Here is a 23,333-nt window from a genome sequence, read left to right as displayed (position 1 = left end):
GCGCCCGGCCCCCGATGCGCCCTTGGGTCCGAGTCCGTAGCCCAGCATGGGGGCCGGGCGCTTCGTCCCGCAGGGCCCGGCGGTCGCACCGGGTGCCCATGCCGTCCTCACCACCGGTTGCTTCCAACACGCCATTCGGCGTATCCAAAACCGCCAAGGCGCTCATTGCAGCCAAGTGAAAAGATCAGTGGCAAGTCAGATGGTTTGAGCAAGAATGAAGCCGCCACGGCAGCAATTTCAGAATACTTCACCTTGCAATAGATATCACCAAGCAATAGACCGGAAATATCAAAAATGTGGGATTGGTTCCCTATAGTCTTCCTCCCGTTCAAGATTATCGTGTTAGGCACGGGCATGTTCTTCGCCATCAAGTGGCATCACGATGAAGGGAAAAAGAAGAAGAATAACGAAACCAGCGGACCGTAAGCGCCCGCCGGACATTCCCTTGACGCCTCAGATGAGTTCGGCCTGTCGATTGCCACTGAGGGCTGGCGCCCCCTGCCAGGCCATCCACCTCGTCCTCACAGCCTCACCTTCGTGGTGACCGCCTGATAACCAAGTCTCTGTGAACGAGACTGTCTGAGAATTCCCGCATAGCAGCGGTGCGCGGATTGGCGAGGCGGAGGAAGAACCCGGGCCAGATCCGATGCCTGCTGGCCACGGCCGAGATCCATGAGGGCCGCAGCCGCGGCGAGGCGGGCCGGGTTGGCGGCTACCACGAGAACCAACGAAAGCCCGGGGTCCGGGGGCCAGTTTCGGCCCCCGGCGGCACGGGGGTCCGGGCGGAGAGGCGGCGCCTCTCCAACGAGGCCAGCCAGACAGCACGACGCCGAACCCCGCATTCCCTCCCGGAAAGCCGGAACCCGGCAACTCACCCCGGAAAGAACCGATTCCCCGGGCGTGGCAGGCCGAGATGCTCGCGCAGCGTCGCCCCGGCATAGTCGCGCCGGAAGATTCCGCGCCGCTGCAGTTCCGGCACCAGCTTCCGCACCACGGCCTCCAGCCCGCCGGGGAGCCAGGAGAACATGACGTTGAACCCGTCGGAACCGCGCTCCACAAGCCACTGCTCCATCTCGTCCGCGACGGAGCGGGGTGTGCCGGCGAAGGCCAGGCCCGCATAGCTGCCGGCCCGTTGGGCGAGTTGCCGGATGGACAGGTTCTCCCGCCGCGCCAGCTCGATCATCCGCTCCCGCGCGCTGCGGCTGGCATTGGTTTCCGGGATCTCGGGTAGCGGCCCGTCCGGATCGTAGCCGGAAACGTCGTGGCCCAGCATCCCGTTCAGCGAAGCGATGCCGCTGTCGTAATGCACCAGCGAATCCAGCCGGTGCCGTTCCGCCTGTGCTTCCTCGATGCTGTCCGCCACGACCAGAAAGGCCGCGGGCAGGATCTTCAGGTGGTCCGGGTCCCGCCCCAGCCTCTCCATGCGCCCCTTCACGTCACGGTAGAAGCTCTTGCCCGCCTCCAGATTGGGCGATGCGCCGAACACCACTTCCGCCGTCTCAGCCGCGAGCTGCCGCCCCGCCTCGGAGGCGCCCGCCTGCACGATGACGGGCCAGCCCTGCACCGGCCGCGCGATGTTCAGCGGCCCGCGCACATTCAGATAAGGCCCGTGATGATCCAGCACATGCATCCGCTCCGGATCGAAATAGATCCCGCTTTCCGCGTCACGGAGGAAGGCATCGTCGGCGAAACTGTCCCAGAGACCGGTCACGACGTCATAGAACTCGCGCGCGCGGTCGTAGCGTGCATCGTGCTCCATCTGCGTGTCCTGCCCGAAATTCAGCGCCGCATCCGGGTTCGCCGTGGTGACGATGTTCCACCCCGCCCGGCCGCCGCTGAGATGGTCGAGCGAGGCGAAGCGCCGGGCGATGTGATAGGGCTCGTCGAAGGTGGTCGAGGCCGTCGCCACCAGCCCGATCCGCTCCGTCGCCCCGGCCAGGGCGGAGAGCAGCGTGAAAGGCTCGAAGGAGGTGACGGTGTGGCTACGCTTCAGCGCCCGCACCGGCATGTCCAGCACCGCCAGATGATCCGCCATGAAGAAGGCGTCGAACTTCGCCTCCTCCAGCCGGCGCGCGAGATGGCGCAGATGCGCGAAGTTGAAGTTCGCATCCGGCCAGGCCCCCGGATAGCGCCAGGCGCCCGTATGGATGGCCACGGGGCGCATGAAGGCGCCCAGATGCAGTTGTCGGGTCATGTCAGGATGTTCCCGCGCGACGCGGCGGGATTGCCGGTCGGCCCACCGGAGCATTTGGAGGCGGGCCGCCAAGCTTTCCAGGCACGCATGAAAAAGGGCGGGAGCCGAAGCCCCCGCCCTTCCCTTCCAGCAACAGGCCGGTCGCTTCAGACGCCCAGCATCAGGCGGCGCGGGTCCTCGATGCCTTCCTTCACGCGGACCAGGAAGCTCACCGCCTCCTTGCCGTCCACGATCCGGTGGTCGTAGCTCAGCGCCAGGTACATCATCGGGCGGATCTCGATCTTGCCGCCCACCACCATCGGGCGCTCCTGGATCTTGTGCATGCCCAGGATGCCCGACTGCGGCGGGTTCAGGATCGGCGTGCTCATCAGCGAGCCGTAGATGCCGCCATTGGTGATGGTGAAGGAACCACCGGCCAGCTCGTCCAGCTTCAGCGAGCCGTCACGGGCACGCTTGCCGAAGCCCGCGATCGCCTTCTCGATCTCCGCGAAGCTCAGATCCTGCGCGTTGCGCAGCACCGGCACGACGAGGCCGTTGGGCCCGCCGACCGCGATGCCCATGTTCACGAAGTTCTTGTAGACGACGTCGTCACCGTCGATCTCGGCGTTCACCGCCGGCCATTCCTGCAGCGCGGCGACGCAGGCCTTCACGAAGAAGGACATGAAGCCGAGCTTCGTGCCCTGCTTCTTCTCGAAGGCGTCCTTGTACTCGGCACGCAGCGCCATCACGGCCGACATGTCCACCTCGTTGAAGGTGGTCAGCATGGCGGCGGTGTTCTGCGCCTCCTTCAGCCGGTTGGCGATGGTCTTGCGCAGGCGGGTCATCTTCACCCGCTCCTCGCCAGCCTGCGGCGCGCGCGGCGCCTTCGGCGCGGCGGGCTTCGACGGCTCGGAGACCGGGCGGCTCAGGAAAGCCTGGACGTCGCCCTTGGAGATGCGGCCGTCCTTGGCCGTGCCCGCGCCGATCTGCTCGGCGGACACGCCCTTCTCCGCCATCATCTTGGCGGCGGCGGGCAGTGGCGCGTGTTCGGAGGCCTTGGTCGGCGTCTCCACGCCGCCTGGCCGGGACACGGGGCCGGAGGCCGGGCGCGGCTCCTCGACCTTCGGAGCCGCCGGCGCGGCGGGGGCGGCCGCCGGCTTGGCGGCCGCGGCGCCGGAACCCGCGGCGATGGAGCCGAGCAGCGCGCCGACCTCGACCTCGGCACCTTCGTCGGCCGCGATCGCCTCCAGCACGCCGGCCTCCGGCGCGTTGACCTCGACCGTGACCTTGTCGGTCTCCAGCTCCACCAGCGGCTCGTCGGCCTTCACCGCCTCGCCGGCCTTCTTCAGCCAGCGCGCCACGGTCGCGGTGCTGACGCTCTCACCCAGGGTGGGGACCAGGATATCGCTCATGGATTCTTCTCGTTCCGTCTCGTCAGGAAAGGGCGAGAGCCTGCCCCACCAGGGCCTGCTGCTGCTCCGCATGGGTCTTCGCCAGGCCGGTGGCCGGGCTCGCCGCGATGGCACGGCCCACGTAGTCCGGCCGCTTGGCCGCGATGTCGAGGTTCTTCAGCACCTTCTCCAGGCGCCGGTCCATGAAGGTCCAGGCCCCCATGTTCTCCGGCTCCTCCTGGCACCAGATCACCTCGGCCTTCTTGTAGGGCGCGAGGACCGTGGCCAGCGCCTTGGCCGGGAAGGGATACATCTGCTCCACCCGGACGATGGCGACATCCTTCACACCGGCGTCGCGGCGCGCCTGCAGCAGGTCGTAATAGACCTTGCCCGTGCAGAGCACGACGCGCTTGACCTCCTCCTCCGGCGCGATCGCGTCGATCTCGGGGATCACGGCGCGGAAGCCGGTGCCGGGTCCGAACTCGCTCAGGCTGCTCACCGCCAGCTTGTGGCGCAGCAGCGACTTCGGCGTCATCTGCACCAGCGGCTTGCGGTAGTTGGCCTTCAACTGCCGGCGCAGGGCGTGGAAGTAGTTGGCCGGGGTGGTGATGTTCACCACGCGCATGTTGTTCTCGGCGCAGAGCTGCAGATAGCGCTCGAGGCGGGCGGAGGAGTGCTCCGGCCCCTGGCCCTCATAGCCATGCGGCAGCAGCAGCACGAGGCCCGACATGCGCAGCCACTTCGTCTCCGCCGAGGAGATGAACTGGTCGATGATCACCTGCGCGCCATTGGCGAAGTCGCCGAACTGGCCTTCCCACAGCACCAGCGTCTGCGGGTCCGCCAGCGAGTAGCCGTAGTCGAAGCCCATCACGCCGAACTCGGAAAGCAGCGAGTTGAACGCCTCCAGGCGCGGCTGCCCCTCGCGGATGTTGTTCAGCGGGACGTATTCGGACTGGTCCTTCTGGTCGATCAGCACGCAATGGCGCTGGGAGAAGGTGCCGCGCTGCACGTCCTCGCCGGACAGGCGCACGCGGTGCCCATCCAGCAGCAGGCTGCCGAAGGCCAGCGCCTCGCCGGTCGCCCAGTCGATGCCCTCGCCGGTCTCGATGGCCTGCTTCTTGGCCTCGAGCTGCCGGGCGATCTTCGGGTTCACGTTGAAATCGGCCGGCACGCGGGCCAGGGCGCCGCCGACCTCGCGCAGCGTGTCCAGGGAGACGGCGGTCTCGTATTCGGAATCGGCCGTTTCGTCGGTCGGGGCCTTCAGCCCGGACCAGTGGCCCTCCAGCCAGTCCGCCTTGTTCGGCTTGAAGCTCGCCGAGGCCTGGAAGGCATCCTCCAGCTTGGCGTTGTAGGCGTCGAGCATCGCCTGCACGTCCGCCTCGGTCAGCGAACCTTCCGCGACGAGCTGCTTCGCATACTTGACGCGCGCCGTCGGCGTTTCCTTGATCCGGGCATACATCAGCGGCTGCGTGAAGGCCGGCTCGTCCGTCTCGTTGTGGCCATGGCGGCGGTAGCAGACGATGTCGAGCACCACGTCCACCGCGAACCGCTGGCGGAACTCGGTGCAGAGGCGCGCGGCGAAGACCACGGCCTCGGCATCGTCGCCGTTCACGTGCAGGATCGGCGCCTGCACCGACTTCGCCACGTCCGTGCAGTAGAGGCCGGAATAGGCATGCGCCGGGGTGGTGGTGAAGCCGATCTGGTTGTTGGTCACGACATGCACCGTGCCGCCGGTGCGGTAGCCGATGAGCTGGCTCATCGCCAGGGTCTCATAGACCACGCCCTGGCCGGCAAAGGCCGCGTCGCCGTGCAGCAGGATGCCCATCACGGACTTCCGGCCCTTGGTGTCGCCCGCCATGTCCTGGCGCGCCCGCACCTTCCCGGCCACGACCGGATCGACGCATTCCAGATGGGAGGGGTTCGGCTGCAGCGAGAGATGGACCTTGCGGCCCTCGATCTCGATGTCGGTGGAGGTGCCCAGGTGGTACTTCACGTCGCCCGAACCCTGCACCGAGTCCGGGTTGGCGGAACCGCCCTTGAACTCGGAGAAGACCTGGACGTAGGGCTTGCGCACCACGTTCACGAGCGTGTTCAGGCGGCCGCGATGGGCCATGCCGATCACGACCTCGTTGACGCCGTCCTTGGCGCCGGTCTCGATCACCGCCTGCACCGCCGGGATGGTGGCCTCGCCGCCCTCCAGGCCGAAGCGCTTGGTGCCGACATACTTCTTGGCGCAGAAGGCTTCCCAGCCCTCGGCCTCGGTCAGGTCCTCCAGGATCGCGGCCTTCTCGGCCTTGCTGAAGGCATCCTTGGCCTTCCAGGGCGCGCCCTCGATGCGGCTCTGGATCCAGGCCTTCTGGTCCGGGTCCTGGATGTGCATGAACTCGGTGCCGATCGCCCCGCAATAGGAGGCGCGGAGGATCGCCAGGATCTCGCGCAGCGTGGCGGTCTCGCGGCCCAGCGCGCCGTTGATGAAGATCGGGCGGTCGTAATCGGCCTCGGTGAAGCCGTAGCTGGCCGGGTCGAGCTCGGGATGCGGCTTCTTCTTCTGCAGGCCCAGCGGGTCGAGATCGGCCTCCAGATGCCCGCGCACGCGATAGACGCGGATCAGCATCAGGGCGCGCAGCGAATCGAGCACTTCCTGGCGGCTGGCGCCAGCGGCGGGGGCCGCCGTCTCCTTGCCACCCTTGGCCGGCGGCGCGGCCGGCTCCTCTGGGGCGAAGCCGCCGCGCGGGCGGGGCGCCCAGGATGCGCCGGTGGCATCCTCCAGCACGGCGCGGGCATCGTCGTTCAGGGCCGCGAAAAGCTCCTGGAAGGATGGATCGACACTGTCGGGCTTCTCCACCCAACGCGCGTAGAGATCCGCGAGGAAGGCGGCATTCGCCCCCGTCATCGCGGTCGCGAGGATGTCCACACCAGGCATCGGTCTTCCTCCTGCGAGCCGACCCTCCGTCGGGCCAGCCGGCTGACGACATGCAAGAACGCCGCCGCTATACTGCGGCGGCGCCCGTAAACATAGTGACCATGGCCGGAGGATGGCACCCGCGACAGGCGGATCAGGTGCGCGTCACGGAAAACGCTCGCGCCTCCGGCCGGGCATCCGTCCCGGGGCAGGTCCCCCGGGACGGCACGGGCTTCAGCCCTTGATGGCCTTCATCATGGTCGAGCCCAGCGAGGCCGGGCTGTCGGCCACGAAGATGCCGGCGGAACGCATGGCGTCCATCTTGGCCTCGGCCGTGTCCTTGCCGCCCGAAATCACCGCACCCGCATGGCCCATGCGGCGGCCCGGAGGCGCCGTGGCGCCGGCGATGAAGCCCACGACCGGCTTGTAGTTCCTGGAGCCGGGCTTGTTCTCCTGGCCCAGGAACTCGGCCGCGATGATCTCCGACTGGCCGCCGATCTCGCCGATCATCACGATCTGCTTGGTCTCGGGGTCGGCCAGGAACATCTGGAGAACATCCAGGAAGTCCGTGCCCTTCACCGGGTCGCCGCCGATGCCCACGCAGGTGGACTGGCCGAGGCCCGCGGCCGTGGTCTGCGCCACCGCCTCATAGGTCAGGGTGCCGGAGCGGGAGACCACGCCCACCGAGCCGCGCTTGTGGATGTAGCCCGGCATGATGCCGATCTTGCAGGCCTCCGGGGTGATCACGCCCGGGCAGTTCGGCCCGATCAGGCGGGACCTGGAACCGTCCAGCGCCCGCTTCACCTTGACCATGTCCAGCACCGGGATGCCCTCGGTGATGCAGACGATCAGCGGGACCTCGGCCGCGATCGCCTCCAGGATCGAGTCCGCGGCGAAGGGCGGCGGCACGTAGATGACGGAGGCATCGGCGCCCGTCTTCTCCACGCACTCGGCCACGGTGTTGAAGACCGGCAGGCCGATATGGGTCTGCCCGCCCTTGCCCGGGGTCACGCCACCCACATAGTTGGTGCCGTAGGCGATGCCCTGCTCGGCATGGAAGGTGCCCTGGGACCCGGTGAATCCCTGGGTCATCACCTTGGTGTGCTTGTCGACGAGGATAGCCATGGTTCAGGCCGCCTTCTTCACGGCGTCCACCACCTTCTGGGCGGCGTCGGCGAGGTTGTCCGCGGGGATGATGGCCAGGCCGCTCTCGGCCAGGATCTTCTTGCCGAGGTCCACGTTCGTGCCCTCCAGGCGCACCACCAGCGGCACCTTCAGGGTCAGGTTCTTGGCGGCCTGAACGATGCCCGAGGCGATCATGTCGCACTTGGCGATGCCGCCGAAGATGTTGACCAGGATGCCCTTGACGTTGCTGTCCGAGGTGATGATCCGGAACGCCTCGGTCACGCGGTCGGCCGTCGCCGTGCCGCCCACGTCGAGGAAGTTGGCCGGGGAGGAGCCGTAGAGCTTGATGATGTCCATGGTGGCCATCGCCAGCCCGGCGCCGTTCACCATGCAGCCGATCTCACCGTCCAGCGCGACGTAGTTCAGGTCGTTCTTGGCGGCGTCCAGCTCCTTCGGGTCCATCTCCGTCTCGTCGCGGAGGGCCTCCAGGTCCTTGTGCCGGAACAGCGCGTTGTCGTCGAAGGAGACCTTGGCGTCGAGCGCCACGACCTCGCCCGCGCCGGTCACCACCAGCGGGTTGATCTCGACGATCGCCATGTCGAGGTCCGTATAGGCCTGGTACATGGCTGTCACGAACTTTGTGAAGACACCGACCTGCTTGCCCTCCAGCCCGAGGCCGAAGGCGAGCTTGCGTGCGTGCCAGCCCTGGATGCCGGTGGCCGGATCGACGGCGACCTTGAGGATCTTTTCCGGCTGGTGCTCGGCGACCTCCTCGATCTCCATGCCGCCCTCGGTCGAGGCCATCACGGTGATGCGGGAGGTCTCACGGTCCAGCAGGATGGAGAGGTACAGCTCGCGCTTGATGTCGCAGCCGGCCTCCACATAGACCTGATTGACGACCTTGCCCTCGGCGCCGGTCTGCTTGGTGACCAGCGTGTGACCGATCATGGCGGCGGCGGCTTCCTTGGCGGCCTCCGGCTTGACGACGCGCACGCCGCCCTTGCCATTCGGGTCGTCCTTGAAGCGGCCCGCGCCACGCCCGCCGGCATGGATCTGCGACTTCACCACGACCACGGGGCCCGGCAGCTTCTTCGCCGCGGCCTCGGCCTCCTCCGGGGTCTTGGCGACGTAGCCGTCGAGCACCGCGACGCCGTAGCGGCGCAGCAGCTCCTTGCCCTGGTACTCATGAATGTTCATGGAAGTCTCCGCTTCTCTGAATGCGGAAAGGGCCGGGGATCGCCCCCGGCCCAGGATGTTCTCAAACGCCGAGCTTCTTGAAGTCCTCGACGAGCTTCTTCACCGCGTCACAGGACTTGTCGAAGGCCGCCTTCTCCTCCGGCGTGAACTGCACCTCGACGATGCGCTCCACGCCGCCCTCGCCGATCACCACCGGCACGCCCACGTAGAAGTCCTTCAGCCCATACTCGCCGTTCAGCATGACGGCACAGGGCAGGACCCTCTTCTTGTCCTTGAGGTAGGCCTCGGCCATCGCCACCGCGGAAGCCGCCGGGGCATAGAAGGCGGAGCCCTTCTCCAGCAGCTTCACGATCTCGCCGCCGCCATTGGCGGTGCGGGTCACGATCGCGTCGATCTTCTCCTGGGTGGTCCAGCCCATCTTCACCAGGTCGGGCACCGGGATGCCGGCCACGGTGGAGTAGCGGGTCAGCGGCACCATCGTGTCGCCATGGCCGCCCAGCACGAAGGCGGTCACGTCCTCGACGGAGACCTTGAACTCCTCGGCCAGGAAGAGGCGGAAGCGGGAGCTGTCGAGCACGCCCGCCATGCCCACCACCTTGTGCGCCGGCAGGCCGGACTTCTGCTGCAGCGCCCAGACCATGACGTCCAGCGGGTTGGTGATGCAGATCACGAAGGCGTCCGGGGCATACTTCTTGATGCCCTCGGCCACCTGACCCATCACGCCGGCGTTCTTGGTCAGCAGGTCGTCGCGGCTCATGCCCGGCTGGCGGGGGAAGCCGGCGGTGACGATGATGACGTCCGCGCCCGCGATGGCGGCGTAGTCGGACCCGCCGGACATGGCGCTGTCGAAGCCGTCCACCGGGCTGGACTGCATGATGTCCAGGGCCTTGCCGGCCGCCACGCCACCGAAGACGTCGAACATGACGACGTCACCGAGTTCCTTGAGACCGATAAGGTGGGCGAGGGTGCCACCGATGTTGCCGGCGCCGATCAGCGCGATCTTCTTGCGGGCCATGGGGTTTCCTTATGAAAAAGGACCGTCCGTGTGTCGAAAGGCCGCCGGACCGATTAGACCCGTGAGCACGGCCCGACAAGGCGGGGGCTCCGGCGCTCTTCGCAAATGCAACAGAAGATCATTCGGTCACAAAGGCAAGAGGCCCCACGCCCCCTCACCGCCCATGCCCTCCGCATCCGGCCCCGGACCTGCGCGAAGGGCGGCCCGGGCCGGAAACGGCACGGCCCGCCCCCGGGGAAAACCGGGCAGCGGGCCGGCGAAGGCTGGCATGACGAGCGGGAATACCCCCACTCACCGGCTCCAGGCCCTGGGGGCGGGTTCCCCCACCCTCCCCCAGCACCCCAACCGATCAGAGCGGCATGCAGCGGATCGTATCGGTATGGCCACGGGCCAGCGTGGCCAGTGTGCCTTCGGGGCAGGCCATCTGCTCGGCCTCCGGCGCCGGCAGGCCGGCGTGCCAGACGCTGCGGCGCGGCGTCGCCGCCCGGGCGGAGGAGGCGAAGCTGGCCAGCCGCGCCCCCGTGCAGTTGCCCCGTGCATCCCGCCGCAGGCAGGTGCCAGAGGCCATGGCCTTCATCTCGGAACGGCTCATCTGCTTGCTCGCCACCACATGGCGTCCGCCGCCCCCGGCCTTGGCCGCGCCGCGCGTGGAGCGGCTGGCCACGGCCTTGCCACGCCCGGTGGCGGTGCTGGCGGATACGCGGCGCACCGACGGCGCGGCGCTGGCCACCCGCCGGCTGGTCGCCGGCTTCGCCTTGACGCTCCGCGTCACCTGCGTGCCGCGATGGCTGTCGCTGCCCTTGCGGGCGGCATCGGCGTTCCCCGCGCCGAGCACCGCCGCGAGGCCACAGCCCGCCAGCACGAACAGAAACTTCCCCCAAACAGTTCCACGGCGCATGTCTTCCCCCTTCATGCGTCTCAGTCGAGATGTGGCAGCGCCAGGTACTCCCGACTCTGCATCTCCATGAGGCGGGAGGCGGTGCGCTGGAACATCTGCGCGTTCTCCCCGCTCATAGAGAGTGTCCGGCTGCGCGGCGGCACTGGCCACCAGCTTGCAGCGATGCTCGTACAAGGCGTCGATCAGCGTGATGAAACGGCGCGCCTTGTCGTAATTCTCCGGCCCGAGCCGCGGCACCCCGTCCAGGATCAGGGTGTGGAAGCGCGTCGCCAGCGCCAGGTAGTCCCCCGGCCCCAGGAAGGCTCCGCAGAGCTCGTCGAACCCGGCCCGCGCGACGCCTCCATGCGCCTGCGAGACCGAGAAGCTGCGGCCCGGCATCTCGATCCGCGCGGGCTCCCCATGATCCCGCCCGGTCAGCTCCCGGAAAGCCACGTCCAGCGCCCGCTCCGCCCGCCCGTCATCCGGGCTGTGCCAGGTGGTGGTCAGGGACCGCCCCCGGTCGCGCCGGTAATCCTGCCGCGAATCCAGGAACAGAAGCCCGGTCCGTGCCTTGATCAGCGCGATGAAGGGCAGGAAGGCGTCCCGCCCCGGCTTGCCCTTGAACAGATCGTCCGGCGCCGTGTTGGAGGTCGCGACCACCACCACCCCACGCGCGAAGAGCGCCTGAAACAGCCGCCCCAGGATCATGGCATCGGTGATGTCATGCACCTGGAACTCGTCGAAGCAGAGCAGCGCGGCCTTGGCGGCGATCGTGTCGGCCAGCGGCGGGATCGGGTCGTCGCCGTTGGGGTTCTCCCGCTTCCACAGGTGGATGCGCCGGTGGCAGTCCTGCATGAACTGGTGGAAGTGGATGCGCTGCTTGCGCGCGACCTCCGCCGTGTCGAAGAACAGGTCCATCAGCATGGACTTGCCCCGACCGACCTCGCCGACGAGGTAGAGGCCCTTCGGCGCCTCCGGCAGCGCCTCGGCCGCGGGCTTGCGCCGGAACAGCCGGCCCAGCAGCCCGCTGCTTTCCGCGGCCGGCTCAGCCAGAGGCTTCGGGTCATAGCCCCGGATGCGCTGCCAGAGCTCCTGGAGCCGCTCCGCCGCCTCTTCCTGGGCCGGATCGGGACGCAGATTGCCCGCCGCCACCCTGTTCCGGTAGGCGGGAAGCGGCCCCTCCCCTCGGGGGGCCGGGGCGTCGGCAAGCGTGCCCGGCAGCGATCCGTCCATCGGAACAGTGTCCTAGACTGCCGGCCGGTTTATCGCAACCGCGTGATGCAGGGGCGGCGTAACTTTCACGACAGTCGAAGAACACGCGCCAAGCCCGTGTTCTCACGCTGATTTTCCCGCGCCATCCCTGCGGTCCATCCTGTGCCGGGCGTGGAAACGGGCGGGGCAGACCCGGCCGGAAAGCGCAGCCGCCTCGCCGGCCGGCGCTCGCTCGGCCCATCCGGCGGGGAAGGGTCCTGTTCCCCGTGGAACGCCGCCCGTTCCGCGACCGGACCGCGCCCTGTCAGGCGGAGCGCCTGAAGGCGCCGGCCTCCTGCGGATGCCACCACTTGCCGCCGATCACCACGCCCTCGGACAGGATGCGACGGTCCCCGTTCAGCACCTCGCCGGTCACGTCCACATAGTCGAAGCTCCCCTCCTTCACCGAAAGGATGGTGGCATCGCCCACGCTGCCCGGCCTCAGCGAGCCCAGTTCCGGCCGCTTCAGCGCCTTCGCCGCCTCGACCGTGGAGCGCGCGATCACCTCGTCCAGCGGCATGCCGAGGCAGAGGAACTTCGACAGGGTGGTCACCTGGTCGAAGGCCGGGCCGTTGATGCACAGCGCATGCACGTCGGAGGAGATGGTGTCCGGCGGGAAGCCGTTGGCCAGCATGGCCCGGGCGGTCTTGAAGGCGAAGCTGCCCTGGCCATGCCCGATATCGAAGATCACCCCACGCTCCCGCGCCGCCAGCACCACCGGCTTCACCTTGCCCTGGGCGGTGATCGGCGCGTTGGGGAAGGGCCGGAAGCAGTGCGTCAGGATGTCGCCGGGCCGCAGCCGCTCCACCACCTCCTCGTAGCTCGGCGGCGGGTGGTCGATATGCGCCATCAGCGGCAAGCCGGTCTCGTCGGCCACCTGCAGCGCGATATCCAGCGGCACCGTGCCGGAATTGCCCGAGGCATGCAGCCCGACCCGCACCTTGATGCCCACGATCACGTCGCGGTTGGCATCGGCCACCTGCACCGCCTCGATCGGGTTCATCAGCCGCAGGTCGCCGCTCTCGCCCACCATCACCCGCTTGGAGAAGCCGAAGATACCGGCGTGGGAGACATGGAGATAGGCCAGGATGCGCACCTGGCTGCGCTCGATCACATGGTGACGGAAGCCCGGCCAGTTGCCCGGCCCCGCGCTGCCCGTATCGACGGCCGTGGTGACGCCGGAGATCCGCGCGAAATGCTCCGCATTGATGCCGAGCGAGGTGCCGCCATCATAGACATGGGTGTGCAGGTCGATCAGCCCGGGCGAGACGATATACCCCGACACGTCGCGCACATCCGTCTCCGGCCCGGCCTCCAGCCCCGTCGCCAACCCCTGGCCGAGCTTCGCGACCTTGCCGCCGGAAAAGCCGACATCCATGACACCGTCGATCTTCTGCGACGGGTCGATCACCCGCCCGCCGGTGAGGATGAGGTCGTAGGACATGCGCCGCGCTTCCCGAAAATCTGAGGAGGCCGGACGCTAGAGCAGATCGTCCTGGGCTGAAAACCGCGCCAGGGCGCTTTCCTGTCCCGAAATCGTCATCGCCGGCATTTTTCATTTCGTCATAGAATTAAAATTCATGCGGCAAGTCTGGGACGAAGACGGAATCATGCCCTTCTGGTCCATCCCCGGCCGGTTCCACGTCACGGGATACTCGCCCGATGGCGACTCCATCCGTTTCGCCCCCGACGATCCTGCGCAGCTGGGCAGGCTGGGCGGCTTCCGCCCCCGGATCAACGCCCGGGGCCATGTCCAGCTCCGCATCGAGGCGATCGACGCGCTGGAGACCCATTACAGCCCGCCGAGCGGCGGCGGCGTCTATCACCAGCCGCGGCGATGGGCGGAACGGGCGCAGGAGCTGCTGCTGGACTTTGCCGGGATCACCGGGGTGGTCTGGGACGAGGGCCGGAACACCGTGGTCTCGGCCCGGGACAGCACACCCGGCCATATCCTGGCTCGCTCGGTCGAGAAGAACGGCCGCCCGGTCGCCTTCGTCCATGCCGGCTCCTCGCCCTTCGCTGTCGGGGAGCCGGTCTTCCTCGACACGGCCTATCTCGCGAAGAGCTACAATATCATCGCTCTGCGCCAGGGCCTCGCCTATCCGACCTTCTACACCGGCCTGTTCCGCGATCTGCGCGACAGCCTGACTGCGGCCGTGGCCCAGGCCCGGACGGCAGGGCTGGGACTCTGGCCCGAGGACAGGACCAATGCCGGCTTCGATGCCGACAGCCTCGCGGTGATCACGGACGGAGCCTGCCTGCTGCCGAAACTCTTCCGCCGCCTCGTCGAATACATGTCGAGCTACGGTACCGCCTTGGGTTTCCGCGAGAAGATGCAGCAGTCCCGCGAGCCGGTCCTCGACCTGACGCAGCAGAACTTCACGCATCTCGACAGTTTCATCGAACAGGCCGAAGGCAGCACCCGGATCCGGCTGACGCGCCGGCCGGAGGAACTGGTCTTCGACGAGATGCAGAACCGGCCTGCCGACAGCTTCTCCCGCCTGATGGGGGATGCGGCATCCGATCCGGCACAAGGGGTGGCGTCCGGCACTTCGCCCATGGGGCGGGGGGCGGCCTGAGCGTGGCCCAAAGCGGCGCGCTTCCGCTCGCGCGGATCATGCTTTAAGCCCGGCCCTCCGCCGCCCGCGTCAGGATGCGCTCCACCCAGCGCTGCGATTCCAGCGCCTCCTCCCCGGACACGGCGGGCGCCCTGCCCGCCCGGCAGGCATCGAGGAAATCGGCGATCAGCGCCCGGTGCGCGTCATGCGGGAAGTCCATGATGTTCGCCCCGCTGCCGGTGCTGCCCTCGGCCTCGACATGCTCCCGCCGCCCATCGGCCCAGGCGAGGTCCAGCGCCCCGCCGACCAGGCTGGCCGAGCCCCCGGCGCCGATCACCTCGATCCGCTCCGGCTGCCCCGGCGGAAAGGCGGTGGTGGCCATCAGCATCCCCGGCGCGCCATTCCCCAGGCGCAGCAGGGCGGCGACATAGTCCTCCGTCTCCATCCGGTGCAGGGCCGTGGTGCGTGCCTCCGCCGCCGTCACGGCGCTGATCCCAACCAGGGAGCGGAACAGGTCCAGCGTATGGATCGCCTGGGTCAGCAGCACGCCGCCGCCATCGCGCGCCCGCGTGCCGCGCCCGGGCTCGTCATAATAGCTCTGCGGCCGCCACCAGGGCACGCTCATCGAGGCCGCCTGCACCGCGCCCAGCGCCCCACCCTCCAGCACCGCGCGCAGCCTCAGGCTGGCGGGGCGGAAGCGGTGCTGCAGCATCACGCCGAGGCAGAGCCCGGCCCGCCGCGCGGCCTCGACCAGGATCCCTCCCCTGGCCGCGTCCAGCTCCAGCGGCTTTTCCACCAGCACATGCTTGCCCGCATCGAGGCAGCGCCGCGCCACCTCCAGATGCGCCGCCGGCGGGGTGAGCACCAGCACCGCCCGCACCCGCGGATCGGCGATGGCGGCCCCGATGTCGGTGGTGGCGGGAAAGGGGAAGTCCCGCGCGAAAGCCTCCGCCCGCTCCCGCGTCCGGCTGGCGGCCCAGACGACCTCGGCCCGGTCCGACAGGTCCAGCAGGCTGCGCGCATGCGGCTGGGCGGCGGGGCCCAGCCCCACCACCGCGACACCGATCCTTTCCATGGGCCTCTCCCCTCCCGGCGCCGCTCCCGGGCGCCTCCCGGAGAGGAGCCTAGCCCTGGCCCGTTCCCTCCGGCCAGAGCCGCTTCAGCGCGCCGATCAGCGCGGCGGTGGAACCGTCATGCCCCGGCCCCACCGGTCCCGTGAGCTCCGGCAGGATGGCACTGGCGAGTTGCTTGCCCAGTTCCACGCCCCATTGGTCGAAGGCATTCACGTCCCACAGCGCGCCGAGGCAGAAGACCTTGTGTTCGTACAGCGCCACGAGCTGCCCCAGGGTGAAGGGCGTCAGTTCCGGGATCAGGATCGTGGTGCTCGGCCGGTCCCCGGGGAAGAGCCGGTGCGGCAGCAGCGCCTCCACCTCCGCCGCGGACTTGCCGGCCTTCATCATCTCGGCCCGCACCTCCTCGGCATCGCGGCCGCGCAGCAATGCCTCGGCCTGGGCCAGCCCATTGGCCAGCAGCAGGCGATGGCTGGCCGGGAAGTGGTGGTCCGGCCGCGCCACCAGCACGATATCCGCCGGCACCGGCGTGGTGCCCTGGTGCAGCAGTTGCATGAAGGAATGCTGCGCATTGGTGCCCGGCTCGCCGAAGACCACCGCCCCGGTGTTGTGCGTCACCGGCAGCCCCTCCAGCGTCACGCGCTTGCCGAGGGATTCCATTTCCAGTTGTTGCAGATGCGCCGGGAAGCGGGCGAGCCGCTCGTCATAGGGCAGCACCGCGCGGGTGCCATAGCCCAGCCCGTCCACATGCCAGACCTCGGCCAGCGCCATCAGCAGCGGCAGGTTCTCCGCGTCCGGCGCGGCGAGGAAATGCTCGTCCATCGCCCGCGCCCCGGCCAGGAGGCGCTCGAAGGCCAGCCAGCCGCAGGACAGCGCGATGGAAAGCCCCACCGCCGACCAGAGGCTGAAGCGCCCGCCCACCCAGTCGCGGAAGCCGAAGACCTGGTCCTCCGGCACGCCGAACTCCGCCGTGGCCTTCCGGTTGGTGGAGAGCGCCACGAGATGCCGGTTGCCCGCCTCCCCCAGCGTGGCGCGCAGCCAGTCGCGCACGAGATGCGCGTTGGACATGGTCTCGGCGGTGGTGAAGGTCTTGGACGCGATCAGCACCAGCGTCCGCGCCGGGTCGAGCTGGTGCCGCAGCGCCTCCCAGGCATGGCCATCGGCATTGGAGAGCCAGTGCGCCCGCATCGGGCTGTCATGCCGGTGCAGCGCCCGCACCACCATCTGCGGCCCGAGATCCGAGCCGCCGATGCCGATATTCACCACATCCGTATAGGGCTGGCCCGCATGGGTCCGCAGGGTGAAGGCCCGCATCTCCTCCAGCGTGTCGTTCACGCTGGCGGAGGCGTCCTCCTCCCCATCCCGCTCCAGCGCCCGGAAGGTGCCGCGCGGCGCCCGCAGCGCCATGTGCAGCACGGCCCGGTCCTCGGTCGTGTTGATCCGCTCGCCCGCCGCCATGGCCCGGCGCCGTCCGGCCACGTCGCGCGCCCGCGCCAGGCCCAGCAGCGCCTGCATCACCTCCGGGGCGATGGAAGTCTTGGACAGGTCCAGCAGCACCCCGCCGGCGCGGAAGGTGAAGCGCTCCGCCCGGCCCGGATCGGCGGCGAAGAGCGGGCGGATCGCCGAGGCCCCCGGCGCCCGTGCCAGGGAGGCGATCTCCGTCCACTTCGCGGTGGCGTCGGCGGCATCCTGCGGCATGCGATTCCCCTCTCCCATTTCCGGTCCGTCAGGCCCGCTCCGCGCGGGCAATCTCGCCTGACCCAGCGCAGGAACGGGCGCGGGCGTTGCAGGCCCCCCGCCCGACAGAGGTCGCAGCCCAGCCCCGCGCGGCAGGTCAGATCCCTTCCGGCTTCCCCGCCACCACCGCGCCCAGGCGGCCGGGCTGCAGCAGGCGCGCCGCCACCTTCGCCACGCCATCGCGGGTCAGGGCCGCCAGCCGTTCCGGCCGCTTCGCCAGCCAGTCCGCCGGCCTTCCGTTGCGGCGCTGGCCCATCAGGATGGAGGCGGTGCGCCGGCTGTCGGTGAACTGCAAGGGCAGGCTGCCGGTGAGGTAGGAGACCGCCTCCTCCAGTTCCGCCTGGGTCGGCCCCTCCGCCGCCATATGCGCCCATTCGGCGCGCAGCACGTTCAGCGTCTCCGTGACGCGGGCATTCTCCGTGGCCACGGAGCCGGTGACGAGGCCCTGCCCCGCGATCACGTCCAGCCCGGCGCCGATGCCGTAGGACAGGCCGCGCTTGACCCGCACCTCCTGCATCAGGCGGGAGGAGAAGCCACCGCCGCCCAGCACGCGCAGCGCCACCTGCGCCGCCTCCCAGTCCGGGTCGCGCACCGGCAGGCCGGGCTGGCCGAAGAGCACGGCACATTGCGGCGCATCCACCGGCACCACCACCGGTCCCGGCCCGGCCAGGGCCGGCAGGGCGAAGTCCGGCAGCGGCGGCGCCTCGGGCGCCTGGCCTTCCGGCAGGGCGCCGAAGACCTCGGCCAGCAGGGCGGAGAAGGCCTCCGCCGTGATCGCCCCGGCGGCGGCGATCACCAGCCCGTCCCGGCGCAGATGCCGCGCGGCGGCGGCCCGGATCGCTTCGGCAGGCAGGGCGGCGAGGCTTTCCGCCGTGCCGCCGGGCATGCGGCCATAGGGGCTGCCCGGGAAGCTCTGGGCCCAGAAGGCCCGGTTCGCCTGACCGCGCGGGCCTTCGAGCTGTTGCCGCGCGCCGGCGATGGCCCGCGCCCGCACCCGCTCCACCGCCTCGGCATCGAAGCGCGGCGCGAGCATGGCCAGCCGCGCCAGCCGCATCGCCTCCGGCAGCGCATCGCTCAGCGCGCGGAAGCCGCCCTCGAAGCCGTCGCGGTCGCCGTGGAAGGAAAGCCCGATCGCGGCATCGCGCAGCGCGTCCTGGAACTGCGCGGCGGGCAGGTCGCCCGCCCCCTCCGTCAGCAGGGCGGCGGCGAGGGCGGCGGCGCCCTCCTGCCCCTCGGGATCGAGCGAGGCGCCGCCCGACCAGCTCCAGGCCAGCGACACCACCGGCACGGAATGGTCCTCGGCCAGCCAGGCGGAAAGCCCGCCGGGCGCGGTGACCTCGCGGATCGGCAGGGAGAAGCCGGCCTGCGGATGCGAGGGCGGCGGGGTCAGGGAAGCAGAGGTCACGATGCGCTCACGCCCTCGGGCAGCAGCCAGCCCGTGATGGAGGGATGGGTGAAGACGGCGCGGGCGGCGGCGGCCACCTGGGCCTCGGTCACGGCGCGGATGCGGGTGGGCCAGAACTCCACCACCTCCGGCCCCAGCCCGATGGAAAGAACATGGCCGAACATGCGGGGCGCCGAGCCCAGCCCGTCCAGGGCCAGCAGCGCGCCCGCCGTCACCTGCCGCTTGGAGCGGGCGACCTCCGGCCCGGTCACGCCCTGGTCCAGCAGCTTCGCCACCTCGGCCTCCATCGCCGCCTCCAGCTTCGCCGGGGCGATGTCGCGCCGCGGCGTGGCATAGAGCATCAGCGAGCCGGCCCCGAGATCGTCGGAATCGTAGTAGCAGCCGGCCGAGACGGCGATGCCCGTCTCCACCAGCGCCCGGTGCAGGCGCGAGCCGGGGCCGCCGCCGAAGAGGTGCGCCAGCACCTCCAGCGGTTCGGCCAGGCCGGTCTCGCCCCAGGTCAGGCTGGGCGCGATCCAGGAGCGCAGGTACTGCGCCTCCCGCACCTGGGGGTCGTTGCGCACCAGCCGCGCCTCCAGCGGCGCCACGGGCGGCGCGGCACGGCCGCGTCCGGGCTCCTGGGTCGCCAGTTCGCGGGCGGGGATGCCGCCATACTCGGCCTCCACCACCCGGCGCAGCTCCTCCTCGCTCACCGCGCCGCAGACCACCAGCACGCCGTTGCCCGGCGCGTACCAGTGGCTGTGGAAATCCAGCAGGTCCTGGCGCGAGATCGCCCGGATGTCCTGCTCCCAGCCGATGATCGGGCGGCCGTGCCAGTGCTGCGGGCCCCACATGGCGGCGTGGTAGGCCTCCTGGAACCGGGCGCGCGGATTGGCGTCGGTGCGCTGCCGCCGCTCCTCCAGGATCACGTTGCGCTCCGGCTCGACCTCCGCCTCCGGCAGCGTCACCGCCCGCATCCGGTCGGCCTCCATCATCGCCATGAGCTGGAGGCGGGAAGCCTCGACCGTCTGGTGATAGGCGGTCACGTCGCGGGAGGTATAGGCGTTGTCCTGCCCGCCCTCCCGCGCCACGCGCTGGTTGAACTCGCCCGAGGCGACGTTGGGGCTGCCCTTGAACATCATGTGTTCGAGGAAATGGGCGGTGCCGGAACGGCCGGCCGGGTCGTCCCCGGCGCCGACGCCGTAATAGAGGTAGTGCGCCACCACCGGCGCCCGGCGGTTCTCGATATGCGCGACGCGCAGCCCGTTGGGCAGGCGCCAGAGCCCGGCATCGAACAGGCGCTTCTCCCCGGCGGGGGCGCCTTCCGGGGGCTGGGCCCGCAGGGCGGGCGGGGCGAGGGGCAGGCTGGCCGCCGCGGCGAGCGCGGCACGTCGGGTCAGGGACATGTCCGCCCCAAGATGGCGGAAGGTTCCCGGTTTTTCCACCATCCGCCGAAAGGTTGCCGGCGCGGGGTGTGCGGCGGCCCCCGGAGGCAAGGCTCTGCCTCGCCCCCGGCCCCCCACTCCGCCAGGAGCCAGTGGCTCCTGGACCTGCCTTGTGCTGGCGCCGGATGGTGGAGCGTGGGCACTTTAGGATTTTAGGGTTTTAGCCTTTTGGGGCTTCAGGTCCCGTGCCGGGGCGTGGTTCGCCGGGAGAACAGGGTTCTCCGGCATGATTCGATATGGAACATACCACGAACGGAGGGTCCAGGGAACTCAGTTCCCTGGCGGATAGGGGGGATGGGGGAAAGGCGGCGCCTTTCCCCCGGGCCACGGGCGGGGCGCGATGCGCGGGGTTGCGGCGGCGGGGAGCGGCGCCCTAAGTGCCGCCTCTTCGTGCCAGACAGCCAGAGCAGAGGCCAGGGAGTTCAGATGAGCTACAAGGTTGCCGTCGTCGGCGCCACCGGGGCGGTGGGCCGCGAGATCCTCAAGACCCTGGCCGAGCGCCAGTTCCCGGTGGGCGAGGTGGTGGCGCTCGCCTCCGGCCGCTCGGCCGGGGCCGAGGTCTCCTTCGGGGAGGACAAGGTCCTCAAGGTCCAGAGCCTGGACAAGTACGACTTCCACGGCACCGATCTGGGCCTGTTCAGCCCGGGCGCCTCCGTTTCCGCTGTCCATGCCCCGCGCGCGGCCGAGGCGGGCTGCGTGGTGATCGACAACACCAGCCAGTTCCGCATGGAGCCGGACGTGCCGCTGGTGGTGCCGGAGGTGAACCCGCAGGCGCTGAAGGGCTTCCGCAGGCGCCGCATCATCGCCAACCCCAACTGCTCCACCATCCAGATGGTGGTGGCGCTGAAGCCGCTGCACGACCTGGCGCGGATCACCCGCGTGGTGGTCTCGACCTATCAGTCCGTCTCCGGCGCGGGGAAGGAGGCGATGGACGAGCTTTTCTCCCAGACCCGGGGCGTCTTCGTGAACGATGCCGCGGCGCCGGAGCAGTTCACCAAGCCGATCGCCTTCAACTGCATCCCGCATATCGACCGGTTCATGGAGGACGGCGCCACCAAGGAGGAGTGGAAGATGGCGGTCGAGACCCGCAAGATCCTCGACCCGGACATCAAGGTCTTCGCCACCGCCGTGCGCGTGCCCGTCTTCATCGGCCATGGCGAGGCGGTGCATGTGGAGTTCGAGCGCCCGATCACCGTGGAGCAGGCGCGGGAGGCGCTGCGCGAGGCCCCGGGCGTGATCGTCCATGACCAGCGCGAGGATGGCGGCTACGTCACCCAGATCGAATGCGCCGGCGAGGACGCGGTCTATGTCTCGCGCCTCCGCCAGGACCCGACCGTGGAGAACGGCCTGGCCTTCTGGTGCGTCTCCGACAACCTGCGCAAGGGCGCGGCGCTGAACGCCGTGCAGATCGCCGAGGAGATGCACCGGCAGGGCCTGCTCGGCCGCGGCGGCGCCTGAAGAGGCCGAGTCGGAGGGGATGGGTGCCCGCCCATCCCGCACCGCAGCACAATCCAGGCATGCGCCCCCAGCGGGAAGCAGACTGGAAGCAGGCGGAAGCAGACCGGAAGCGGGTCGGAAAAAACGGCGGGCCCGCCCCAATTCTCCTTTTTGGCGCCCGGCATGTGCCGCAAAGGCGCCCGGACCGGCCCGCAGCCTCCTGGGCATGCGGAAGTCTGCGAAGGAGGAAGACCAGATGCGTCGCGTTCTGCGAACCAGCGTGGCCGTGGCGGTGCTGCTGGGGCTCGCGGCCTGCAGCAATCCCTACAGCCCCGGCCAGCGTGCCCTGGGCGGCGGCCTGATCGGCGCCGGCGGCGGCGCGGCCGTGGCGGGACTGACCGGCGGCGATCCGGCCACCGGCGCCCTGCTGGGCGGGGCGATCGGCGCCGTGGGCGGTGCCATCACCACGCCGCAGCGGCCCTATTACGGCGGCTACGGCCCCTCGCGGGGCTATTATCGCGGCTGGTAACCTGTATTGCGAAGCATTCGCAATTTACTTGCGGGGAGGCCGGGCCTCCCCTTTCTTTTTTGTCCCGCTTCAGGAAGGTTATTCCGGGCCGCGTTGACGTTGTGCGAAGCCGTAACCTAAAAGGCCCCGGACACGGATTATTGCAACACGAGGCCCGGCCGCGCCGGCATTTCCAGGCCGCCCGGACTCGGTGACATGAGGACGAGGAGCGGCATGGCGAGCGGACAAGACGCACGCGAGGCGATGTTCAACGGCCGGCGTTCCGATGGCAAGCCCGTCCGCCGCCCGATTTCCCCCATCTGCAGGTCTACGACATGCTGCAGATCACCAGCGCCATGTCGATCAGCCACCGCATCACCGGCTGCGCCTGGGTGGTGGGGCTGCTGTTCATGGTCTGGTGGCTGGCGGCGGCGGCGTCCGGGCCCCGGGCCTTCGCCTGGGTGCAGTGGTTCGCCGGCTCCTTCCTCGGCGTGATCGTGCTGATGGGGCTGATCGCCGTGGCCTGGTACCACACGCTGAACGGCATCCGGCACCTCGTCTGGGATGCCGGCCATGGCTACGACATCCCCACCACCTACCGCACCGGCCGGCTGGTGCTGATCGGCACCGCGGCGCTGACGGCGGTCACCTGGATCGTCGCCCTGGTGGCCTGGATCCGCTGAGCGAAGGGACGCGACGAGCATGAGCCAACATCACGAAGCACTGCGCCTCCAGACCCCGCTCGGCCGGGTGCGGGGCCTGGGTTCCGCCAAGGGCGGCACGCATCACTGGTGGATGCAGCGGGTCACCTCCATGGCCCTGCTGCCGCTGACCATCTGGTTCACCTTCGGCGTGGCGGGCCTCGCGGGGGCGCCCTATGAGCGGGTGCTGGCCTGGATCGGGCATCCCTTCCACGCCGTGCTGCTGCTGCTCTACATCGGCATCGGCTTCCACCACACCGCCTCCGGACTGCAGGTGGTGATCGAGGACTATGTCCGCCCCGAGAGCAAGCGGAAGCTGGTGGACCTGGTGCAGAAGGCGGTCTGCCTGATCCTGGCGCTCTTCGCCGCGCTGGCGGTGCTGCGGATCGCGGTCTGAACCACGATGCCCTTCCGCGGCCGGTCCCACCGATGGCCCTTCCGGGCTGGCGGAACCGGGCGGCGGGGCCATTTCACGAACACGTGCCGGCCCGGGGGCCGGCTTTCCCAGGAATTGGTGCCGGGCGGCGCCAGGGCGGGCGGACATCCTCTTCCACCCTGCCCA

Annotated in this window: 18 protein-coding genes and 1 pseudogene; 5 read left to right on the top strand and 14 right to left on the bottom strand. The window is 69.6% G+C overall.

What is annotated here, in order from left to right; translation table 11 throughout:
- Nucleotides 1-107 precede the first annotated feature (107 nt).
- The 10 genes and pseudogenes from MVG78_RS07315 to MVG78_RS07270 form a co-directional block, all read right to left on the bottom strand.
- Nucleotides 108-368: a hypothetical protein gene (locus MVG78_RS07315; protein ID WP_247559522.1), complete on the bottom strand. Its 261-nt coding sequence runs from the start codon at nt 366-368 to the stop codon at nt 108-110.
- A 503-nt stretch (nt 369-871) separates the two neighbouring features.
- Nucleotides 872-2,194 carry an LLM class flavin-dependent oxidoreductase gene (locus MVG78_RS07310; RefSeq protein WP_247559520.1) on the bottom strand — a complete coding sequence of 441 codons (1,323 nt, stop codon included), beginning with the start codon at nt 2,192-2,194 and terminating at the stop codon, nt 872-874.
- Between the two features lie 146 nt (nt 2,195-2,340).
- Complete coding sequence (gene odhB, locus MVG78_RS07305) at nt 2,341-3,585, bottom strand: 2-oxoglutarate dehydrogenase complex dihydrolipoyllysine-residue succinyltransferase (RefSeq protein ID WP_247559519.1); 1,245 nt, start codon at nt 3,583-3,585, stop codon at nt 2,341-2,343.
- A 22-nt stretch (nt 3,586-3,607) separates the two neighbouring features.
- On the bottom strand, nt 3,608-6,487 hold the full coding sequence (locus MVG78_RS07300) for a 2-oxoglutarate dehydrogenase E1 component (RefSeq protein WP_247559517.1): 2,880 nt from the start codon (nt 6,485-6,487) through the stop codon (nt 3,608-3,610).
- A gap of 213 nt (nt 6,488-6,700) precedes the next feature.
- Nucleotides 6,701-7,591 (bottom strand): succinate--CoA ligase subunit alpha, encoded by an 891-nt coding sequence (gene sucD, locus MVG78_RS07295; protein WP_247559515.1) that lies wholly within the window; start codon nt 7,589-7,591, stop codon nt 6,701-6,703.
- 3 nt (nt 7,592-7,594) lie between these two features.
- The gene (gene sucC / locus MVG78_RS07290; RefSeq protein ID WP_247559513.1) at nt 7,595-8,788 is read right to left on the bottom strand and encodes an ADP-forming succinate--CoA ligase subunit beta; all 1,194 of its coding nucleotides are present in this window, start codon (nt 8,786-8,788) and stop codon (nt 7,595-7,597) included.
- Between the two features lie 61 nt (nt 8,789-8,849).
- Nucleotides 8,850-9,803, bottom strand: a complete 954-nt coding sequence (gene mdh, locus MVG78_RS07285; protein WP_247559511.1) for a malate dehydrogenase — start codon at nt 9,801-9,803, stop codon at nt 8,850-8,852.
- A 349-nt stretch (nt 9,804-10,152) separates the two neighbouring features.
- Nucleotides 10,153-10,665: a hypothetical protein gene (locus MVG78_RS07280; RefSeq protein WP_247559509.1), complete on the bottom strand. Its 513-nt coding sequence runs from the start codon at nt 10,663-10,665 to the stop codon at nt 10,153-10,155.
- A 56-nt stretch (nt 10,666-10,721) separates the two neighbouring features.
- Nucleotides 10,722-11,913, bottom strand: a pseudogene (gene zapE / locus MVG78_RS07275) (cell division protein ZapE).
- 283 nt (nt 11,914-12,196) lie between these two features.
- The gene (locus MVG78_RS07270) at nt 12,197-13,375 is read right to left on the bottom strand and encodes an amidohydrolase/deacetylase family metallohydrolase (protein ID WP_247559507.1); all 1,179 of its coding nucleotides are present in this window, start codon (nt 13,373-13,375) and stop codon (nt 12,197-12,199) included.
- Nucleotides 13,376-13,541: 166 nt separating this feature from the next.
- Between MVG78_RS07270 and MVG78_RS07265 the strand changes: the two genes are divergently transcribed.
- Nucleotides 13,542-14,510 (top strand): thermonuclease family protein, encoded by a 969-nt coding sequence (locus tag MVG78_RS07265; protein ID WP_247559504.1) that lies wholly within the window; start codon nt 13,542-13,544, stop codon nt 14,508-14,510.
- A gap of 43 nt (nt 14,511-14,553) precedes the next feature.
- Here the strand turns inward: MVG78_RS07265 and MVG78_RS07260 are convergent, their stop codons facing one another.
- The 4 genes from MVG78_RS07260 to MVG78_RS07245 all read right to left on the bottom strand — a co-directional run bounded on the left by MVG78_RS07260 (nt 14,554) and on the right by MVG78_RS07245 (nt 20,086).
- Nucleotides 14,554-15,564: a Gfo/Idh/MocA family protein gene (locus MVG78_RS07260; protein WP_247559502.1), complete on the bottom strand. Its 1,011-nt coding sequence runs from the start codon at nt 15,562-15,564 to the stop codon at nt 14,554-14,556.
- A 49-nt stretch (nt 15,565-15,613) separates the two neighbouring features.
- Complete coding sequence (gene pgi / locus MVG78_RS07255) at nt 15,614-17,257, bottom strand: glucose-6-phosphate isomerase (RefSeq protein WP_247559500.1); 1,644 nt, start codon at nt 17,255-17,257, stop codon at nt 15,614-15,616.
- A 136-nt stretch (nt 17,258-17,393) separates the two neighbouring features.
- Nucleotides 17,394-18,701, bottom strand: a complete 1,308-nt coding sequence (locus MVG78_RS07250; protein WP_247559498.1) for a M16 family metallopeptidase — start codon at nt 18,699-18,701, stop codon at nt 17,394-17,396.
- Nucleotides 18,698-20,086 carry a M16 family metallopeptidase gene (locus MVG78_RS07245; protein WP_247559496.1) on the bottom strand — a complete coding sequence of 463 codons (1,389 nt, stop codon included), beginning with the start codon at nt 20,084-20,086 and terminating at the stop codon, nt 18,698-18,700. Before MVG78_RS07245 ends, MVG78_RS07250 begins: the two co-directional genes overlap by 4 nt.
- Nucleotides 20,087-20,551: 465 nt before the next feature.
- Here MVG78_RS07245 and MVG78_RS07240 point away from each other — a divergent pair, with 465 nt between their 5' ends.
- The 4 genes from MVG78_RS07240 (at nt 20,552) to sdhD (ending at nt 23,168) form a co-directional block, all read left to right on the top strand.
- The gene (locus MVG78_RS07240; protein WP_247559495.1) at nt 20,552-21,583 is read left to right on the top strand and encodes an aspartate-semialdehyde dehydrogenase; all 1,032 of its coding nucleotides are present in this window, start codon (nt 20,552-20,554) and stop codon (nt 21,581-21,583) included.
- Nucleotides 21,584-21,818: 235 nt separating this feature from the next.
- Entirely contained in the window at nt 21,819-22,091 is a 273-nt protein-coding gene (locus MVG78_RS07235) for a YMGG-like glycine zipper-containing protein (RefSeq protein ID WP_247559492.1), read from the top strand.
- Nucleotides 22,092-22,405: 314 nt separating this feature from the next.
- On the top strand, nt 22,406-22,753 hold the full coding sequence (gene sdhC, locus MVG78_RS07230) for a succinate dehydrogenase, cytochrome b556 subunit (RefSeq protein WP_247559490.1): 348 nt from the start codon (nt 22,406-22,408) through the stop codon (nt 22,751-22,753).
- Nucleotides 22,754-22,772: 19 nt separating this feature from the next.
- On the top strand, nt 22,773-23,168 hold the full coding sequence (gene sdhD / locus MVG78_RS07225; RefSeq protein ID WP_247559488.1) for a succinate dehydrogenase, hydrophobic membrane anchor protein: 396 nt from the start codon (nt 22,773-22,775) through the stop codon (nt 23,166-23,168).
- Nucleotides 23,169-23,333 lie beyond the last annotated feature (165 nt).

It is taken from the genome of Roseomonas gilardii subsp. gilardii, assembly GCF_023078375.1.
Classification (GTDB): domain Bacteria; phylum Pseudomonadota; class Alphaproteobacteria; order Acetobacterales; family Acetobacteraceae; genus Roseomonas; species Roseomonas gilardii.
This window is presented reverse-complemented; position numbering and strand designations above follow the sequence as displayed.

Excerpts from the sequence above, each read along its gene's own strand:
- MVG78_RS07260 (WP_247559502.1), bottom strand. The coding sequence starts at position 15,564 with ATGGAAAGGATCGGTGTCGCGGTGGTGGGGCTGGGCCCCGCCGCCCAG.
- MVG78_RS07245 (WP_247559496.1), bottom strand. The coding sequence starts at position 20,086 with ATGTCCCTGACCCGACGTGCCGCGCTCGCCGCGGCGGCCAGCCTGCCC.
- sdhC (WP_247559490.1), top strand. The coding sequence starts at position 22,406 with ATGCTGCAGATCACCAGCGCCATGTCGATCAGCCACCGCATCACCGGC.
- MVG78_RS07265 (WP_247559504.1), top strand. The coding sequence starts at position 13,542 with ATGCCCTTCTGGTCCATCCCCGGCCGGTTCCACGTCACGGGATACTCG.
- MVG78_RS07270 (WP_247559507.1), bottom strand. The coding sequence starts at position 13,375 with ATGTCCTACGACCTCATCCTCACCGGCGGGCGGGTGATCGACCCGTCG.
- MVG78_RS07235 (WP_247559492.1), top strand. The coding sequence starts at position 21,819 with ATGCGTCGCGTTCTGCGAACCAGCGTGGCCGTGGCGGTGCTGCTGGGG.
- sucD (WP_247559515.1), bottom strand. The coding sequence starts at position 7,591 with ATGGCTATCCTCGTCGACAAGCACACCAAGGTGATGACCCAGGGATTC.
- MVG78_RS07300 (WP_247559517.1), bottom strand. The coding sequence starts at position 6,487 with ATGCCTGGTGTGGACATCCTCGCGACCGCGATGACGGGGGCGAATGCC.
- sdhD (WP_247559488.1), top strand. The coding sequence starts at position 22,773 with ATGAGCCAACATCACGAAGCACTGCGCCTCCAGACCCCGCTCGGCCGG.
- MVG78_RS07315 (WP_247559522.1), bottom strand. The coding sequence starts at position 368 with ATGGCGAAGAACATGCCCGTGCCTAACACGATAATCTTGAACGGGAGG.
- pgi (WP_247559500.1), bottom strand. The coding sequence starts at position 17,257 with ATGCCGCAGGATGCCGCCGACGCCACCGCGAAGTGGACGGAGATCGCC.
- MVG78_RS07310 (WP_247559520.1), bottom strand. The coding sequence starts at position 2,194 with ATGACCCGACAACTGCATCTGGGCGCCTTCATGCGCCCCGTGGCCATC.
- odhB (WP_247559519.1), bottom strand. The coding sequence starts at position 3,585 with ATGAGCGATATCCTGGTCCCCACCCTGGGTGAGAGCGTCAGCACCGCG.
- mdh (WP_247559511.1), bottom strand. The coding sequence starts at position 9,803 with ATGGCCCGCAAGAAGATCGCGCTGATCGGCGCCGGCAACATCGGTGGC.
- sucC (WP_247559513.1), bottom strand. The coding sequence starts at position 8,788 with ATGAACATTCATGAGTACCAGGGCAAGGAGCTGCTGCGCCGCTACGGC.
- MVG78_RS07240 (WP_247559495.1), top strand. The coding sequence starts at position 20,552 with ATGAGCTACAAGGTTGCCGTCGTCGGCGCCACCGGGGCGGTGGGCCGC.